Source organism: Geobacter sulfurreducens PCA (assembly GCF_000007985.2).
Classification (GTDB): domain Bacteria; phylum Desulfobacterota; class Desulfuromonadia; order Geobacterales; family Geobacteraceae; genus Geobacter; species Geobacter sulfurreducens.
The window spans coordinates 1,576,184-1,591,222 of the sequence record NC_002939.5; the positions used below are offsets into that span (position 1 = coordinate 1,576,184).

14 protein-coding genes are annotated in these 15,039 nt (G+C 57.4%); 9 read left to right on the plus strand and 5 right to left on the minus strand.

What is annotated here, in order from left to right; all coding sequences use genetic code 11:
• The first annotated feature begins 1 nt into the window (after position 1).
• The 4 genes from GS_RS07150 (at position 2) to GS_RS07165 (ending at position 3,146) form a co-directional block, all read left to right on the plus strand.
• Complete coding sequence (locus GS_RS07150; protein ID WP_010942085.1) at positions 2-880, plus strand: ATP-binding protein; 879 nt, start codon at positions 2-4, stop codon at positions 878-880.
• 74 nt (positions 881-954) lie between these two features.
• Positions 955-2,058: a mercury methylation corrinoid protein HgcA gene (gene hgcA / locus GS_RS07155; RefSeq protein ID WP_262421263.1), complete on the plus strand. Its 1,104-nt coding sequence runs from the start codon at positions 955-957 to the stop codon at positions 2,056-2,058.
• A gap of 12 nt (positions 2,059-2,070) precedes the next feature.
• Positions 2,071-2,355: a mercury methylation ferredoxin HgcB gene (gene hgcB, locus GS_RS07160; RefSeq protein WP_010942087.1), complete on the plus strand. Its 285-nt coding sequence runs from the start codon at positions 2,071-2,073 to the stop codon at positions 2,353-2,355.
• Positions 2,356-2,444: 89 nt separating this feature from the next.
• Positions 2,445-3,146, plus strand: a complete 702-nt coding sequence (locus GS_RS07165) for a carbonic anhydrase (protein WP_010942088.1) — start codon at positions 2,445-2,447, stop codon at positions 3,144-3,146.
• Between the two features lie 83 nt (positions 3,147-3,229).
• Here GS_RS07165 and GS_RS07170 read toward each other — a convergent pair whose 3' ends face one another.
• Together GS_RS07170 and GS_RS07175 are read right to left on the minus strand one after the other, a co-directional pair.
• Positions 3,230-5,188, minus strand: a complete 1,959-nt coding sequence (locus GS_RS07170; protein ID WP_235044997.1) for an ATP-binding protein — start codon at positions 5,186-5,188, stop codon at positions 3,230-3,232.
• Positions 5,189-5,202: 14 nt separating this feature from the next.
• Positions 5,203-6,096, minus strand: a complete 894-nt coding sequence (locus GS_RS07175) for an ABC transporter substrate-binding protein (RefSeq protein ID WP_010942090.1) — start codon at positions 6,094-6,096, stop codon at positions 5,203-5,205.
• A gap of 519 nt (positions 6,097-6,615) precedes the next feature.
• On the opposite strand from GS_RS07175, the gene GS_RS07180 reads away from it, so the two are divergent.
• Positions 6,616-8,538, plus strand: a complete 1,923-nt coding sequence (locus tag GS_RS07180) for a TonB-dependent receptor plug domain-containing protein (protein ID WP_010942091.1) — start codon at positions 6,616-6,618, stop codon at positions 8,536-8,538.
• Between the two features lie 348 nt (positions 8,539-8,886).
• Complete coding sequence (gene gptM / locus GS_RS07185; protein WP_010942092.1) at positions 8,887-10,218, plus strand: geopeptide radical SAM maturase; 1,332 nt, start codon at positions 8,887-8,889, stop codon at positions 10,216-10,218.
• A gap of 60 nt (positions 10,219-10,278) precedes the next feature.
• On the opposite strand, the gene GS_RS07190 is transcribed toward gptM, so the two are convergent.
• Both GS_RS07190 and GS_RS07195 read right to left on the minus strand, forming a co-directional pair.
• A complete protein-coding gene (locus tag GS_RS07190; protein ID WP_010942093.1) occupies positions 10,279-10,497 on the minus strand; it encodes a hypothetical protein in 219 nt (72 codons plus the stop codon).
• Between the two features lie 24 nt (positions 10,498-10,521).
• Positions 10,522-11,388, minus strand: a complete 867-nt coding sequence (locus GS_RS07195; protein ID WP_010942094.1) for a PHP domain-containing protein — start codon at positions 11,386-11,388, stop codon at positions 10,522-10,524.
• Positions 11,389-11,551: 163 nt separating this feature from the next.
• Here GS_RS07195 and GS_RS07200 point away from each other — a divergent pair, with 163 nt between their 5' ends.
• From GS_RS07200 to GS_RS07210, 3 genes are all read left to right on the plus strand, one after another.
• The gene (locus tag GS_RS07200) at positions 11,552-11,782 is read left to right on the plus strand and encodes a hypothetical protein (RefSeq protein ID WP_010942095.1); all 231 of its coding nucleotides are present in this window, start codon (positions 11,552-11,554) and stop codon (positions 11,780-11,782) included.
• On the plus strand, positions 11,779-12,435 hold the full coding sequence (gene nth, locus GS_RS07205) for an endonuclease III domain-containing protein (protein WP_010942096.1): 657 nt from the start codon (positions 11,779-11,781) through the stop codon (positions 12,433-12,435). The genes GS_RS07200 and nth overlap by 4 nt, the downstream gene beginning before the upstream one ends.
• 177 nt (positions 12,436-12,612) lie before the next feature.
• On the plus strand, positions 12,613-13,479 hold the full coding sequence (locus tag GS_RS07210) for an NAD(P)-dependent oxidoreductase (protein WP_010942097.1): 867 nt from the start codon (positions 12,613-12,615) through the stop codon (positions 13,477-13,479).
• Between the two features lie 50 nt (positions 13,480-13,529).
• On the opposite strand, the gene rlmD is transcribed toward GS_RS07210, so the two are convergent.
• On the minus strand, positions 13,530-15,017 hold the full coding sequence (gene rlmD, locus GS_RS07215; RefSeq protein ID WP_010942098.1) for a 23S rRNA (uracil(1939)-C(5))-methyltransferase RlmD: 1,488 nt from the start codon (positions 15,015-15,017) through the stop codon (positions 13,530-13,532).
• Between the last annotated feature and the right edge of the window lie 22 nt (positions 15,018-15,039).

Genomic DNA, 15,039 nt, shown 5'->3' on the forward strand with positions numbered 1-15,039 from the left:
CATGGACACCGATTGGAGTAATCTCGCCGTCAGACTTGAACGTCTGCTCGAACGGTTTGAACGGATCATTGACCGCCATGATCCGGTTCTTCCCCGGGATCCGGCCTTTTTCGACGGAGCCATTGCCTTCCGCTGGCGCCGGTCGGGTGAACAAGGCACGTTCGAGCCGGTGACGCATCCCCATCTTCCCGATCCTGCCGATCTGGTTGGCATTGATCTGGTCCGCGAGGACTTGATCCGGAATACCGCCCAGTTCATGGACGGCTACCCCGCCAACAACGTCTTGCTGTGGGGGGAGCGGGGCACCGGCAAATCGACCTGCGTCAAGGGAATGCTCCGGCTGTTTGCGGACCGTGGACTGCGGCTCGTGGAGGTCCAGCGGGACGATCTGATGAGCCTGCCGGCTCTCATTGCAGCCCTGAGATCGGTGCCGCGGCGCTTCATCCTTTTCTGTGACGATCTCTCGTTCGGCGAAGGGGAGGGAGGATACCGGGAGCTCAAGGCTCTTCTTGAAGGCAGCATCGAGGCAAAGCCGACGAATATCCTGTTCTATGCCACCTCTAACCGTCGCCACCTGCTTCCCGAGCGGATGGAGGATAATCTCAGCAGCGAGATCCACCCCGAAGAGGCCGTGTCCGAAAAGCTCTCCTTGGCCGACCGGTTCGGCATGGCGCTGGGGTTCTATCCGTTCAGCCAGGACGTATATCTGTCCATCGTTGAGCGATATGCGGAAAAATTCGCTCTTCCCATGGAGCGGGAGGCGCTCCGGAAAGAAGCGCATCTGTGGGCCATGTACCGTGGAAGCCGGTCGGGACGCTCTGCCCGTCAGTTTATCGATGATCTTGCCGGGCGGCTCGGTGTCAGGCTCAACGATCGTTGATGGCTACATGCGGAGCAACGGTCCATGGGTACAACAGTAGTGCGAAGCAATGATACGATGCTGGAGGAAGAGGCATGAGTCAGCCCGGTCCCGACGTGGATCGCCCCCCCTGTTGAGGTCCAAAGACGCCTGCGGTCAGCGGGACCATTAACGAAAATGTGCCGGGTTTTCTTCGTTGGCTCGATACCCCGGCGGGGCGCGTGCCGGTCATCTCCACGCAACTGGCGATGCGCGATACCCTCGGAGCCTGGCAGGCACGCTGGGGTATCGGACGCATGTCGTACTTGGTGCCGCCCGGTCTGTACGCCATTGGCGCTCCCGGCCCCGGGACCCCGGTGGTGGTCACTGCCAACTACAAGATGAGCTACGATAGTGTCCGGTGGGAGCTGGCCGGCAGAGACATCTGGCTTCTGGTTCTGGAAACCCACGGCATTAATGTCTGGTGCGCCGCCGGCAAGGGGACCTTCGGCACCGATGAGATCGTCAAGCGAGTCGGCCTCACCAGTTTGTCGCGGATAGTGAATCACCGCACGCTGCTGCTGCCAATGCTGGGGGCTCCCGGTGTGGCTGCCCATCTGGTGCGACAGCGCACTGGCTTTAAGGTCAGGTATGCCACTATCCGGGCCGCAGACCTGCCGGCATATCTGGATAACGGCATGATCGCGACGTCTGCCATGCGGCAGCTCACGTTCACAACTGTCGAACGGCTTGTTCTCACCCCCATCGAGCTGGTTGCCGCCTGTAAATGGGGGCTGCCTGTCATGGCTCTGATTGTGCTGGCCGCGGGATTTTCGGATGGGGCATTCTCTCCAGAGAGGGCGGTTCCCGCGGCTATCGCCTGGGGGGCGACGATCGCGACCGGAGCCGTTGGCGCTCCACTTCTGCTGCCATGGCTTCCCGGCCGAAGCTTTGCTGTGAAGGGGGCCTCGCTCGGCCTGCTGCTCGCGGCTCTCCTTGTCTGGTCCGGGCGCGGCATGGTCTCTCTTCACGAGGTCGCAGCGCTCTTTTTCATTACCCCCGCTGTCTGCTCATTCCTCGCCCTGACGTTTACCGGAAGTACGCCCTTTACCTCGCGTTCGGGTGTCAAGAAGGAGATGCGGGTCGCCCTTCCCGTCATGACCGCCGCGCTCGTGGCAGGGCTCACGTCATGGCTGTTCGGCAGTTTCCTGTTATCTTGACCGGGAGGTAGCATGATCGGTTTCCAGTATCTTGCCAATGTCGCCACCCTGGAGTTTATCGGAGAGAAATGCGTTGGTTGCGGCATGTGTGTTGAGGTTTGCCCGCATCAGGTATTTCGTTTGGAAGGCTCAAAGGCGGAGGTTGTCGCACGTGACGACTGCATGGAGTGCGGGGCCTGCGCGGTGAATTGCCCTGCAAGTGCGATCCGTGTGGATGCCGGGGTAGGCTGCGCATCGGGGATGATCAATGAGTGGCTGGCCGGTGTTGTCGGTAGCAGGGGGGGCAGGTGCTGCTGATCCATCTTGGGTGGAATTTCGTGATTGACATGGCAATGTGGGGCTGATAATTAATGATTACAAATCATTGCATCCAGGGAGGGAGCGGCATGAAGAACAGAAGTTCCATGGTCAGAGGGATGTTTTTGGGCGCCGGCGCGGTGGCTATCTCCGCTGTTCTGGCATTCGGATCCGGTGGCGTGGGCGTAACGGCGGACGAGGCTCTGCAACAGCTCATGGACGGCAACAAGCGGTATGTGGCGGGGCAGATGAAAACGTGCAGCGCCAGCGACACCGCCAAGCGCGAATCATTGGCCAAGGGGCAAAAACCTTACGCGATAATTCTTTCGTGCTCAGACTCTCGTGTTCCGCCCGAGATTATTTTTGATAAAACCATGGGTGAAATATTTGTGGTTCGCGTGGCGGGTAACATTCCCGACCCGGTCGTCCTTGGCAGCATCGAGTATGCGGCTGAACATATCGGATCGCCCCTTGTCATGGTCCTCGGACATGAGCGCTGTGGTGCGGTGACTGCCACCGTTGAGGCCAAGGGAAAGGCGGAGGGCAATATCGGATCCATTGTCAAGACCATTGCTCCTGCCGCCGCAAAAGCCCTTAAGGAAGGAAAAGGCAAGTCGAAGGCTGAAGTTGTTGAGGCCGCTACCGATGCTAATCTCGATCTCGTTGCTGCCAGTCTGACCAAAAAATCGCCCGTTATCCGGCACCTCGTCAAGGAAGGTACGTTGAAGATCGTGAAGGCCAAATACGATCTTGATGACGGAACGGTTGTCCTCATGGATGGCAAGAAATAACAGCTCTCCTCAGATGGAGGGAATGTACAAAAAAGCCCGCTTCGGCGGGCTTTTTTGTGTACGGATGCTGCTTAGGGACTCGTTCAGCTCTTCAATGCTTCCTGTACTCGTGCGATCAGTTGATCAGGCTTGACCGGTTTGGCGATGAAATTGATATCTTCGGCCAGGAAACCCTTGCTGCCGATGATGTCCTTGGTGTAGCCGCTGATGAAGAGGGCTTTGATAGCTGGTTGGATTCGTTTCATTTCCTCGAAGGCAACCTGGCCGTTCTTGCCGGGCATCACCACGTCGAGCAGGACGAGATCGATCTTGTTGACGGACTCGGCAAATTTTTTGACCGCGTCGTTTCCATCGGCTGCTTCAATTACCTCGTAACCGTTACGTTCGAGCACGTGACGGGAAAGCTTTCTGACCGCTTTGTCGTCCTCCGCCAGCAGGACGGTTTCCCTGTTCCCCTTTGCCACGATCGGTGGTGCTTCCTCTTCATGTCTCGCCGTCAATGCCACGATCGGAAGATAGATGCGGAAGGTGGTGCCGGCGCCCGGTTCGGAATCAACGGTGACGAACCCTTCATGTTGTCGCACGATGCCATATACCATCGACAGGCCGAGACCAGTGCCTTTTCCAACCTCCTTTGTTGTGAAGAAGGGGTCGAAAATCCGCTCTTTTGTCTCCTGGTCCATGCCAAGGCCCGTGTCGCTGACGGTCAGAACGGCATAACGTCCCGGCCGGCACTGTTCCAGCGAACTGAAGGAATTTTCGTTCAGAACCGTCGCATCGGTCGTCAGCGTGAGAGTCCCTCCTGACGGCATGGCATCGCGGGCATTGGTTACGAGATTCATGAGTATCTGGTCTATTTGTCCTGAATCCACATGGCAGACGAGAGGTTCGTTGAAGAGAGATACCTTGAACTCCACATCCTCGCTCACGAGGCGGGCCAGAAGTTTCTCGATACTCTGGATGATCCCGTTCAAATCAGTGGGGAGGGGCGTGATAACCTGTTTGCGGCCAAAGGCCAGCAGCCGTTTTACCAGCGTCGTGGCGCGATCGGCAGCGTTAAGTATCTGGTCCACATAAATCTGGTAGGGGTTATCTTTGTTCAGACTGCGCTGCAGGAGCGTGCCGAAGCCGACGATAGCCGTAAGGATATTGTTGAAGTCGTGGGCCACCCCTCCTGCAAGGGTACCGATTGCTTCCATCTTCTGGGCGTGACGCAGCTCTTCGGCCAGCAGTTCTTTCTCCGCTTCGCGCTTTTTAAGCGTCTCCGCCATATGGTTGAAGGCATTGGCCAGACGTCCGATTTCGTGATTGCGCTCGACCTTTACCGGGACGAAAGCGCCACCCTGCTCCAATGCCTTAATGCCGACAGTGAGTCGGTCGAGCGGATTGGTGATCCGGCGTACCACAAGATACGTGAGAATGGTGCTCAATACCAGGAATCCGCCGGTAAGGGTGCTGCAGATGAGCAAAAGCGTGTCGAGACGTCGCTTGAGGGGGTGTTTGTCCACAATGATACGGGCATACCCCAGGATCTTTTCCTTGCCCTGCGCCTCGTGTCCTAGGATCAGCGCATCGGTGCTCTGGAACGGAGCGATGGAGACGATCGGCGCCCAGAACTCGAAAAGCTCGGCTTCCTCGAAGGTGTGGGGGACTCTACTTGAGCGTGTATCGCTGAAATGCACACTCCAGTTGGGTATTTTCCTTTCCGGAGTCTTGAGCATCTTTTCATGGGCCTGCTCCCTGATGGGGGTGCCGGCTGCTGAAATGACCGAGACGAAAAGTACCCCATCATGCTGCAGAATGCCCTCCACCGGGTCTTTGAGTAGTTCGCCGTTCTCCGCAAAGACGCCCAGCCGGGCGTTGTGGGCCAGGAGGCGTGCGAGAATCTGACCCTCATGGGTGACGTTTTCCCGAAGTATGCGTCGCTGCTGCTGGTAAAACAGAACGGTGAACGATATGGATATAACGGCGATCGTTGATGCAAAGAGGAGGAAAAACCTGAGACCAAGACTGTCGTGCCGTTGTTTTAGCGTGTCGTGCATGCCCATGGTCTCTCCTATCGAATTACCCTGGCCCTTCCCAGGGCCTCTTCGGATAGTGTCAGACCGAGTTTACGCGCAACTTTCGCATTAACCGTCATGACCATGCTGCGGGGTTCGACTCGCTGGACCTGCTCCACCGGAGCACCCGACAGTATTCGCCTGATCAGGTCCCCGCCTTGCCTCCCCAGGTCGTAGGGGTCGATGTCGAGCGCCATGATGGCGCCCATCTGCACGTACTTGTCTGAAAACGTCAGAATGGGAATTCTGTTGGTGAGTGAGAAAAGGAGGAGAAATTCTATGCTTTCGGGAGTCACCACCGTGGTGTCGGGAAGCATCCAGATAGCGTCCACTTCCCCCTTCAGTCCTTCCGCCACCGGGACCACATCACGGGCAGAGCGGAGTTCACGGGCGACCGGCTCGATCCCCATCGAGCGGGCCGCGGCCTGGGCCTTGCGCGCAAGCACGCCGGACCGGGAGGGATTGTAGGGAATTCCTATTTTCCTCAGTCGCGGCATGAGGCTCTGCAGTGCCGCCAGTTGCCGTTCGGGCGGGACGTTCATGCTGACGCCGGTCAGGTTGTCGCCGGCGGTGAGGGTGTTCTGGGGATCGAGAACCATCAGGTAGACGATGGGGGTGTCCTTGACCCGCTTTACCCTGGTCAGGGCCTCTGCCCCGATCGCCAGAATCACGTCCGGGCGCTCGTCGCGCACCATTCGCGCCACATCGACCCCTTCCATTTCCGAGATAACGACCCTTTTGATGGTCCCGCTCACAACGCTTCTCACCCCCCGGAGAGCCTCTTCATAGGGGGCTACTCTCACGCTCTGAAGCACGAAAACCTTCTGGGCCGCATTACAGGGCTCGGTCAAAAGGATGATTGCGAGAATGAGAAGAATTATTCTGGTCATGTGGTTCTAGTAGACAAAAAGTAATGATTCTGTTAGGTTGAGCGACGCAGAGCAATATGGTGTATACTGTGACTTGCCCAGCACCCAGTGCTTCGATAACGTGTTGGCCATCTGTATGGGGCCTCCGGGGCAAACGTCAAAGACGCAGCAGTTCAAAGGCTGCGTGTGTCATTTGTTTGACAATGTTTTTGCGCAGATTCAATGCGCCAGACTCTCATTTGATACCGATATCTGTGAGGTCTTAAGAGGTATACCCCCTGGCTGAACAGTCCGCATGGAGTTATTTTGCCATTTCAGTGCCATTTTGCGTAAAAAATGCAGTAATCGATCAATTTTGTACCACATGGTGAGGTGATAAGCCAGTAATTTTGAATTGTTATTAATCTTATGATTTCTGCTGATGACAGCGGATACGACGGCAGATGGCCGCCGAGCCTGGATCGGAATTTTTTTTGCATAGCTGAAACCGCAAAGCGCGATACCAGGTAACGCATATCCCGTTCCAGGGCTGGGGGGCGGATGGACATTCGACTTATTGAGAACAGAAGACGAAACCTTACTCCCGTGATCGGATTGCTCGGCCTCTCGGTACTGCTTGCCCCGACAGGCTTTAGAGGGTACGCCTGGGCCCAGGCCGACGAGGAGATGAGAGTCCTCGAGATGTTTTACGAGGACAAGGAACTGGTTGTGACCCCCACCCGGGACCCCAAGCCCGTCTCTCAGGTGGCCGAAAACATTACCGTCATTACCGCCAAAGAAATCAGGAACCTGAATGCCCATACCCTGGCAGACGTTCTGGTCACCATAACCGGTGTCCAGCAAGACTGGCGGGGTGGTCCCGGCAGTCTCGCCTTCCCCGGTATCCAGGGGTCGAACCCCAATCAGGTACTCGTTCTGATCGATGGGGTCTCGCAGACCAGTACCTCTTCAAACTTTGCCGATGTGGGCGCTATCCCGGTGCAGAATATCGAGCGGGTCGAGATCATCAAAGGACCAGCCTCCACCTCCTGGGGGTCGTCCCTTGGCGGCATCATCAACGTCATCACCAAGTCCCCCGAGGAGAACAGGGCCGCGGCCGGCATGGTGTCGGCGTCTCTGGGTGAGCGGTTCACCGGCGACTACCGGGGCGAACTCACCGGCACGGTGGGATCGTTCGGCTATTATCTCTCGGGCGGCAAGCTCCACTCCGACGGACTCCTTCCCCACAACAGCGTTGATACCGACCGGGCATATCTGAAGCTGACCCACCAGTTGCCCGACGGCGGAGATCTACGCTTCTCTCTCGGCTACAGCGCCGGCGACCGCGGCGACCAAATGGACCCCGTTGCTCGAACGTCCTATGACAATACGTTCGACAATCTGTTGACGACGCTCTCAATCTCGCTCCCCCTTACCGAGCGGATCGACTGGGACCTTTCGCTCCGCTCCCAGTGGCTGGAATATGACCAGTTTCGCAATGGTCTCGACACCGGACTCGTTGATGCCTCGCTGCTGGATGACCGTTCCTTCGGAGCCACAACCAAGCTTGTCTGGCGTACCGGTGACCACAGCCTGACTGTCGGGGCGGAGTTTGACAGGGGTGATTTCAGGCTGGAACAGGAGAGCTCTGGAATTGGACGGTCTTCTGTCCGTTCACATATTGCAAAATCGGCAATCTTTGCCAACGACACCATTGTGTTTGGGCCTTTGACCATAACCCCGGGCATCCGTTTTGATCACACGACCACCAATGGGGACTTTCTGAGCCCCAGTCTTGGGGTGACCTGGGGCATTGGTGAACATACGGTGCTACGTGGCGCATTGGCGAGGGGGTTCACGGTCCCTCCCGTTATTTACACTGTCGGTGATGGCTTTGCCCTGGCCCCTAACCCCGACCTTAAGATGGAAAAGGTTCTTTCCTGGCAGGCAGGCTTCGAGACATCGCTCCTGCGCTACCTGTGGCTCAAGTCTACTTTTTTTCTGCATGATGTTTCTGATGCTGTTGTTGCTACCATTTTGTCAGATGGGCAGTTTCGGTATGAAAATCGAGAAAAGCAGCGCCGACAGGGTATGGAGATCGAGGTCAAGACCATTCCTTTTATGTACACTACGCTGGGAGCCGGTTATACCTTTGTGGATTCGAAAGATCGGAACACGCATCAGCGAATACCCTCGGCGGCTCGGCAGACGGTCAATACAACCATACAGTTCGATGACTTAAAGGGTACAAGGGCGAACCTTGTGGGGCGCTACATCTGGTGGAATGCTCCTGATTTCATCCAAGGTAGCTATACCTCAATGGTCTGGGATCTGAATGTTGCCCGAAATATCTATCGTGATGAACGTTACAGTGTGGAGTTGTTCCTAGCTGGCCGCAATCTGTTTAATGGTTCACAGTATGTTGACGCCACCCTCAAAAACCCCTGCCGCTGGTTCGAGGGAGGGATACGGTTCGATTTTTGATAATGTGTGGTAATTTAGGGAGTGCTACTCGTATGTTATTGAAAATTATTTGTTGACATGCTGGTGTGTTTACAATTACTTTTGCTCAAAGCGCCGTGCTACTATCCAGGAGGGAGGAGTCAACAGACATGAAAAAGTCATCTCGCATTGCCGTCCTCAACGCAGGATCAGTCAAGAACCCGAACCAACCCGGATATATTTGTATCATCATCTTCGGGAGAACAGTGTAGTTGAGAGTCAAGCCTTGATTCACTGGAAAAAGGGGAGAGCAATCTCCCCTTTTTCTTTTGGTGAACCCGTGCCGTCCCACAGCATTGTTGGCGGCGAAATTGCCCAATGAGGTGATTCATGGTCTTATCGCGCCATGTGATTATTACTCCCTGCCCGGACCGGCCGGGCACGTCCATCCTGTTTTCCGCCAAGCGAGGAGCGCTCATCCTGGTGGATGATGAGTTGCTTGCTGCCATCGGTGCCGGAGGGCTCGACGCCGACGAGGAGCAGACCCTGGCCGAACTGGGGTTTCTCGTGCCCGATCACGACAGTGAGCAGCAGGAAATGTGCTCCTTTGTTGATGAAAGCAACCGTGCGAGCCGATCGTTTGCCGCCCTGATCATCCTGAACCTGAGCTGCAACCTGGCCTGCTCTTACTGTTTCGAGGGAAACAGGAGGGGCGCGCATTTCATGGACGACGACACGGCGGATCGCCTGGTGGCCTATCTCGTTTCAGGGCCCGTTGCCGAGGGGAGATCGCTGTCGCTCAGGTTCTACGGCGGCGAACCGCTCCTGAGCGTCCCCACCATACGGCGTATTGCCCGTCCCTTGAAGAAAGTGATGGATGCCCGAGGCCTGTCCTTCAGTTTCTCCCTGACCACCAACGGAACGCTCCTGACCCGGGAACTGGTAGAGGAACTCATCCCCTTGGGTCTTGTCGGTGCAACGGTTACTCTCGACGGTCCTCCGGATATCCATGATGCGGCCCGGCCGTTTGTGGGAGGGGAGGGGAGTTTTTCCGTCATTTTCGCCAACCTCAAGGCCGTTGCGGATCTCATAGCCCTGGAGATCGGTGGCAACTTCACTCCCGAAACCTACCGGGAATATCCGCGCCTCTTCGATCTGCTCGTGGCAGAGGGCCTCGGTCCGGAGCGGCTCGCTCTCGTTCGGTTCAACGCGGTCATGTCGGCGGGAGAGAATCGGGCACTCCCCGAGTTTACGGGGGGGTGCGCGTCGGTGAATGAACCCTGGCTCAAGGATGCCACCCTTTTTATCCGTGAGGAGCTGCTGCGCCGAGGATTCCCCGCACCGGGGCTTTCACCTCATTACTGCGCCATTGAGGCTGAGGACTCACTCATTGTGAACCATGATGGGACCTTCTACCGCTGTCCCGCCTTTATCGGCATTGAAGGGCTTGCGGCGGGCAGTCTTGATGACGGCCTGTCTGATCATGCCGCCAGCCATGGCCTTGGGGCCTGGAAGAACGAGGAATGCCTGAGCTGCGCCTATCTGCCCCTCTGCTTCGGTGGCTGTCGCTATTATGGTTACCTGGAGCATGGCAGGATCGACCGCGTGTCCTGTGGCCGAGATTTGTTCGATGCTATTGTGGGGCCGTTTCTCGCCCTTGAGGTGAAATACCGCCACCAGCCGGGCGAGGATGCCTCCGATACGGACGGCGACTCGGATTGAGGTGATTCGGGTCTGAGCGTGTGGAACGTGTAACGACCACTGCTTTTTTGCTGGAGTCTGTCACTTGGTCGGGCGCGGCCGGTTTGTTTCGTCCGGGCCGACGATGCGGATGCTGATCCTGCGGATTAGGTGTTCGATTTGTGCGAGCTTTTCCTCGTATTGCTGGAGAAAGTAGGCGCGTTTGTCTCCCTGATGGAATGTCGTGCCGTCCCGCAGCATGGCAATTCTGGTTTTGGCAACTTCTTTCATGATTTCGAGAACTTCCCGTGCGTCGGCCATGGGCGTCACCCGTGATGCCGGTTGTCAGGCGTGGGAGTGTTTTCGTTGCGCTGCCAGTTCTTTTACTTTTTCCGCCAAGCTGTGGGCAACGGCAAGACCGCCGCGGCCGCGCCCCAGCTCCACGTCGTCCTCGAAGCCGTGGAAGTCGGATCCTCCCGTCATCAGCAGCCCGAATTCCTCGGCGAGGCGTTCGAGGTAGAGCATGTCGTCCTTGAAGCAGAGGTTGTTGAACACTTCGAGTCCGTCAAGCCCCAGCTGCGCCAGTTGTTCGACAACCTGTCGCAACCGGCGCCGGTCATCGGTAATGGTCGGGGGGTGCGCTAACACCGACACGCCGCCAATGCGGCGGATTTCGGCAATTGCCTCGCCGGCCGGCATGTAACGCTTCGGTACGTTACAGGGGATCAGATAGCGCCGAAAGGCGTCTTCCATGTCCCGCGCATACCCATTATCGACCAGTACGCGGCCGATATGAGGCCGACCCACGGCGCCGCCGGCCATGGAAAGGACCTCATCATAGGAAAGGGGCGCCTTGCGGGAGTGGAGCAGCCGGCGGTTGATCTTTTCGAGGATCGCCTTGCCCCGGTTGTCGCGCGCGGACCTGAAGCCGGCGAGTTTATCGCGAAAGGCTGGATCGTGGTGATCAATGCAGTAGCCGAGAATGTGCAGGTCGCTGAAGCGTCCCAGTTCAACGGAAAGCTCCACGGCGGGGATGACGTCGACGCCGAGCCGCACGCCTTCCGCCACGGCCTCGTCAATGCCGTCAACGGCATCGTGATCGGCAATGGCGAGCGATGCCAGCCCTCGCTCGGCGGCCATGGCGACCAGGACGGCCGGGGCAAGAACTCCGTCGGAATGGTATGAGTGAACGTGAAGATCGATCAGTTTCATGGTGTGTTACCCTCTCTGTCAACTAAACCACGCCATGACAGCCTTGGCAAGGGACTAATGTATACATGGGAGTGTTTTCACATTGACGTTGCCATGATTGGTCCATTCCGATAGAATGCCCGGTTGCAGGCTGGGCCAGGCATGGAGGGAAAGGGAGATTTTAATGGTCAAGGATAAGGGGATCGCTCTGGCGGTCGTGGCGATGGGGCTGTATGTGCTCGGCGGGGTGTTGACGTTTGCAGGGCTGTACCTGATCGGGTTCATGGAAGGCCGTGATTTCTTCGGATGGGGAGACGGAAGAACCCTTGGGTATCTCTTTTTCTGCGTGGGAATATCGCTGTCGATCCTGGGTGTACTTCTGATGCGCATCTTCAGGAACCGGGGATTTTCATGAAAGAAAGCGATATCCACGTCGTCATGGCCGGCTTGGCTGAGGCCGTGAAACAGTGGCCGTCCCCCGCCGTTACCATCGTTTCGCAGCGGGAGGGCAATCCCTTCAAGGTCCTCGTCTCCTGCATCCTGTCGCTGCGCACCCAGGACCGGACTACCGGACCGGCATCGGAGCGTCTCTTCGCTCTGGCGGATACACCCGCCGCAATGGTGCGTTTGTCAAAGGACGACATCGAGAAGGCTATCTATCCTGTGGGTTTTTACCACACCAAGGCTGAACAGATCCTCGAAATCTGCCGTGTTCTTCTGGAACGGTACGACGGCGGAGTTCCCGATGAACTCGATGAGCTTCTCGCATTCAAGGGGGTCGGGCGCAAAACGGCAAACTTGGTGATCACTCTCGGTTTCGGGAAGCCGGGAATCTGCGTCGACACCCACGTCCACCGAATCTGCAACCGCTGGGGATACATCAGGACCAAGACTCCTGAGCAAACGGAGTTTTCTCTGCGTCGTATCCTTCCGCATCGCTATTGGCTGGTCATTAACGACTACCTTGTTACCTTTGGCCAGAATCACTGCACTCCCGTTTCCCCCCGCTGTTCAACTTGTGTCCTTGCCCAATGGTGCGACTGCGTAGGGGTTGCGAAGCATCGATAGTGCCGCGGAGCCGGTAATGTACGAAAATCATTTGCCGATGGAAACATTTAACGGTATCTTTTTTTCAGTTTGATGTGCCGTATTTTTTAAACTGGACTATTGTCTCGGCGCACAAGAGCATGTACTATTGTGAACCATCCGTGACAGTGTTTTATCATGCGAACCAGGAGGCATTATATGCTGAGAAAAGTCGGTTTCTTGGGGTTGGGTACGGTCGGGCGGCACATGGCTGCCAACCTCTTGAAGGGGAATTACGAACTGGCGGTTTATGATTCTGACCCGGCAGCGGTTGCTGATCTGGCGGCCCTGGGCGCCACGGGAGCAGCCACGCCCCGTGAGGTTGCCAAGGGAAGGGATATCGTCATCCACATCCGTCCCGAGAAAGAGCGGCTTCGTCCCGACATCTACGGTCCTGACGGGATTTTCGCGGGTATTGACCCCGGCACGATCCTTGTCGACATGGGAACCCACTCTCTGACGAGCACCATGGAGATGGCCGATGAGGCCGCCAAGCATCGCGTCATGTTCCTTGACGCGCCGGTGTGGGGAACCAAGGAGCATGCCGCCAACGGCCTGTTGACCATCCTGGCGGGAGGGGATCCCTCGCTGGTCGGGCGCTGCCGCGAACTGTTCTCCTTCTTTGGGCTGAATATCATCCATGTGGGAAGCATCGGAGACGCTACCCGGATGAAGTTTGTGGTGAACCTGGTCCAGGCCGAACTCATGCAAGCCCTTGCCGAGTCCATCGTGTTCGGAGAGAAGCTTGGATTTACCGCTGACCGGATTCTTGAAGTGCTCGATTCGGGCGGAGTGGCCTCGCCCCTCTTCCACTCAAAGGGGCGCAGCATTGCCCGTGGTGATTTCACCCGGAATCTGGCCCTTAAATACGTGCACGAACAACTGGAGCTGGTGCTGGAAAAGGCTGAAAAACTGGGTCTGGAACTGCCGGCAGCCAAGGTGGCCTGCGCCACCTATGAGCAGGGCGTCAAGGACGGGCGGGGTGAGGAAGACTTCTCTTCGGTCGTGAAGGTGCTCAGAAAATAACAGCATTTCCGGAAAGCTGCATTGTCGATGTTCCCAAAAGGGGGGGCCGTTCAGACGGCTCCCCCTTTTGCCTTGTGGCTGGCCCGGGGACGGCTGCGCTCTTTGGCCGGCGACTCAAGCCGGTCATTGCGCGGCAACTTCTTGACAAGCAAGGCTATGTTCTCCACGTGGGGGGTCTGGGGGAACATGTCGACGGGTTGCACCCGGAGGGTGGCATACCCCAGGCCGGCGAGGATGTCCAGGTCGCGGGCGAGGGTGGCAGGGGCGCAGGAAACGTAGACTATCCGCGCAGGTCCGGCTGCGGCGACTTTATTGAGAACGCCAGCGTCACATCCCTTTCGCGGTGGATTGAGTACGACCAGGTCAAGACGTTCACCCTCCTCCACGAGTTCCTCAATCAGTTCGGCTGCATCACCCGCCTCGAAGCTGCAGTTGTGGATGCGGTTCAGCCGGGCGTTGCTTTCGGCGTCGTTTACCGCCGCTTCCACAACTTCAATGCCGTGAACCTCGCGGGCCGTGCCCGCGAGAAAGAGTGCGATGCCACCGATGCCGCAGTAAAGATCGACAACGGACTCCTTGCCGGTCAGGCTGCTCCATTGGCGGACCGTCTCGTATATGATCCGGGCCCCGCCGCTGTTTACCTGAAAGAAGGACCGGGGTGAAATGGTGAAGCGGATGCCGCCCAACTCCTCCGTAAGGGCATGCTGGCGGGTCAGAAAGTAGTCCCGCTGTCCGAGGATGACATTCCCCTCCGATGAGTTGACGTTCTGAACAACTACCTCGACCTGGGGGACGCTCTGCTGCAGGTGCTTCGCCAGGTGGTGGATTTCATTGTAGTTGCGCTCGACCGTGACAAACACCGCCATGGCCGTGCCCGTCCGTTCCGAAATCCGTACCACCAGATAACGGAGAAGGCCGCTTCCGGTCCGCGGATTGTAGACCTGGACCTTGCACTTGGCGATTCCCTCCTTCACGGCTGTAACGACTCGGTTGATAAGAGGATGATGGAGGGGGCATGTGCCGATATCCATGACCTGATGGCTGTTGCGTCGGTAAATGCCGATCACCGGGCGGCGGAACGTCCCAGAAACCACCAGTTTCGCCGAGTTGCGATAGTGAAGCTGATTGGGGGAGGGAAGTGTCGCCAGCACCTCCGCAGCGCCCAACGTCTGGTAGCGGCGGATCTGACGCTCGGTGAAGGTGCGCTTCCAGTTTAGCTGGTCCGGATAATGCATAACGATCAGCGGACAGCCGTCGCAACTGCCGGCCCTTTTACAGGAGGGCTGTGCAAGTCTTGCCCGCGATGGGGTGAGCACCTCGACCGCTTCTGCGTGGAGGTGCCTTTTGCCCACGTGGGTAAGGCGAGCCCGCACCCGTTCATCAGGTAAAGCCCCTATCACATGGACGTTGGTACCGTCATGGGTGCCGATACCGTTTCCATCCTCGTCGAGGGCGGTAACGGCAAGCTCGATCAGATCACCTCGTTTGGAGGAGGGGCCGGCTGCGAGTACGGTTTTGGGAGATCGTTTTTTATTCATGGCTTCAGTTAAACAGGAATCT

Bases quoted from the DNA above. Each gene is read 5' to 3' on its own strand.
- GS_RS07150 (WP_010942085.1), top strand. From the start codon at position 2: ATGGACACCGATTGGAGTAATCTCGCCGTCAGACTTGAACGTCTGCTC.
- hgcB (WP_010942087.1), top strand. From the start codon at position 2,071: ATGATCGGTTTCCAGTATCTTGCCAATGTCGCCACCCTGGAGTTTATC.
- GS_RS07165 (WP_010942088.1), top strand. From the start codon at position 2,445: ATGAAGAACAGAAGTTCCATGGTCAGAGGGATGTTTTTGGGCGCCGGC.
- GS_RS07170 (WP_235044997.1), bottom strand. From the start codon at position 5,188: ATGCACGACACGCTAAAACAACGGCACGACAGTCTTGGTCTCAGGTTT.
- GS_RS07175 (WP_010942090.1), bottom strand. From the start codon at position 6,096: ATGACCAGAATAATTCTTCTCATTCTCGCAATCATCCTTTTGACCGAG.
- GS_RS07180 (WP_010942091.1), top strand. From the start codon at position 6,616: ATGGACATTCGACTTATTGAGAACAGAAGACGAAACCTTACTCCCGTG.
- gptM (WP_010942092.1), top strand. From the start codon at position 8,887: ATGGTCTTATCGCGCCATGTGATTATTACTCCCTGCCCGGACCGGCCG.
- GS_RS07190 (WP_010942093.1), bottom strand. From the start codon at position 10,497: ATGGCCGACGCACGGGAAGTTCTCGAAATCATGAAAGAAGTTGCCAAA.
- GS_RS07195 (WP_010942094.1), bottom strand. From the start codon at position 11,388: ATGAAACTGATCGATCTTCACGTTCACTCATACCATTCCGACGGAGTT.
- GS_RS07200 (WP_010942095.1), top strand. From the start codon at position 11,552: ATGGTCAAGGATAAGGGGATCGCTCTGGCGGTCGTGGCGATGGGGCTG.
- nth (WP_010942096.1), top strand. From the start codon at position 11,779: ATGAAAGAAAGCGATATCCACGTCGTCATGGCCGGCTTGGCTGAGGCC.
- GS_RS07210 (WP_010942097.1), top strand. From the start codon at position 12,613: ATGCTGAGAAAAGTCGGTTTCTTGGGGTTGGGTACGGTCGGGCGGCAC.
- rlmD (WP_010942098.1), bottom strand. From the start codon at position 15,017: ATGAATAAAAAACGATCTCCCAAAACCGTACTCGCAGCCGGCCCCTCC.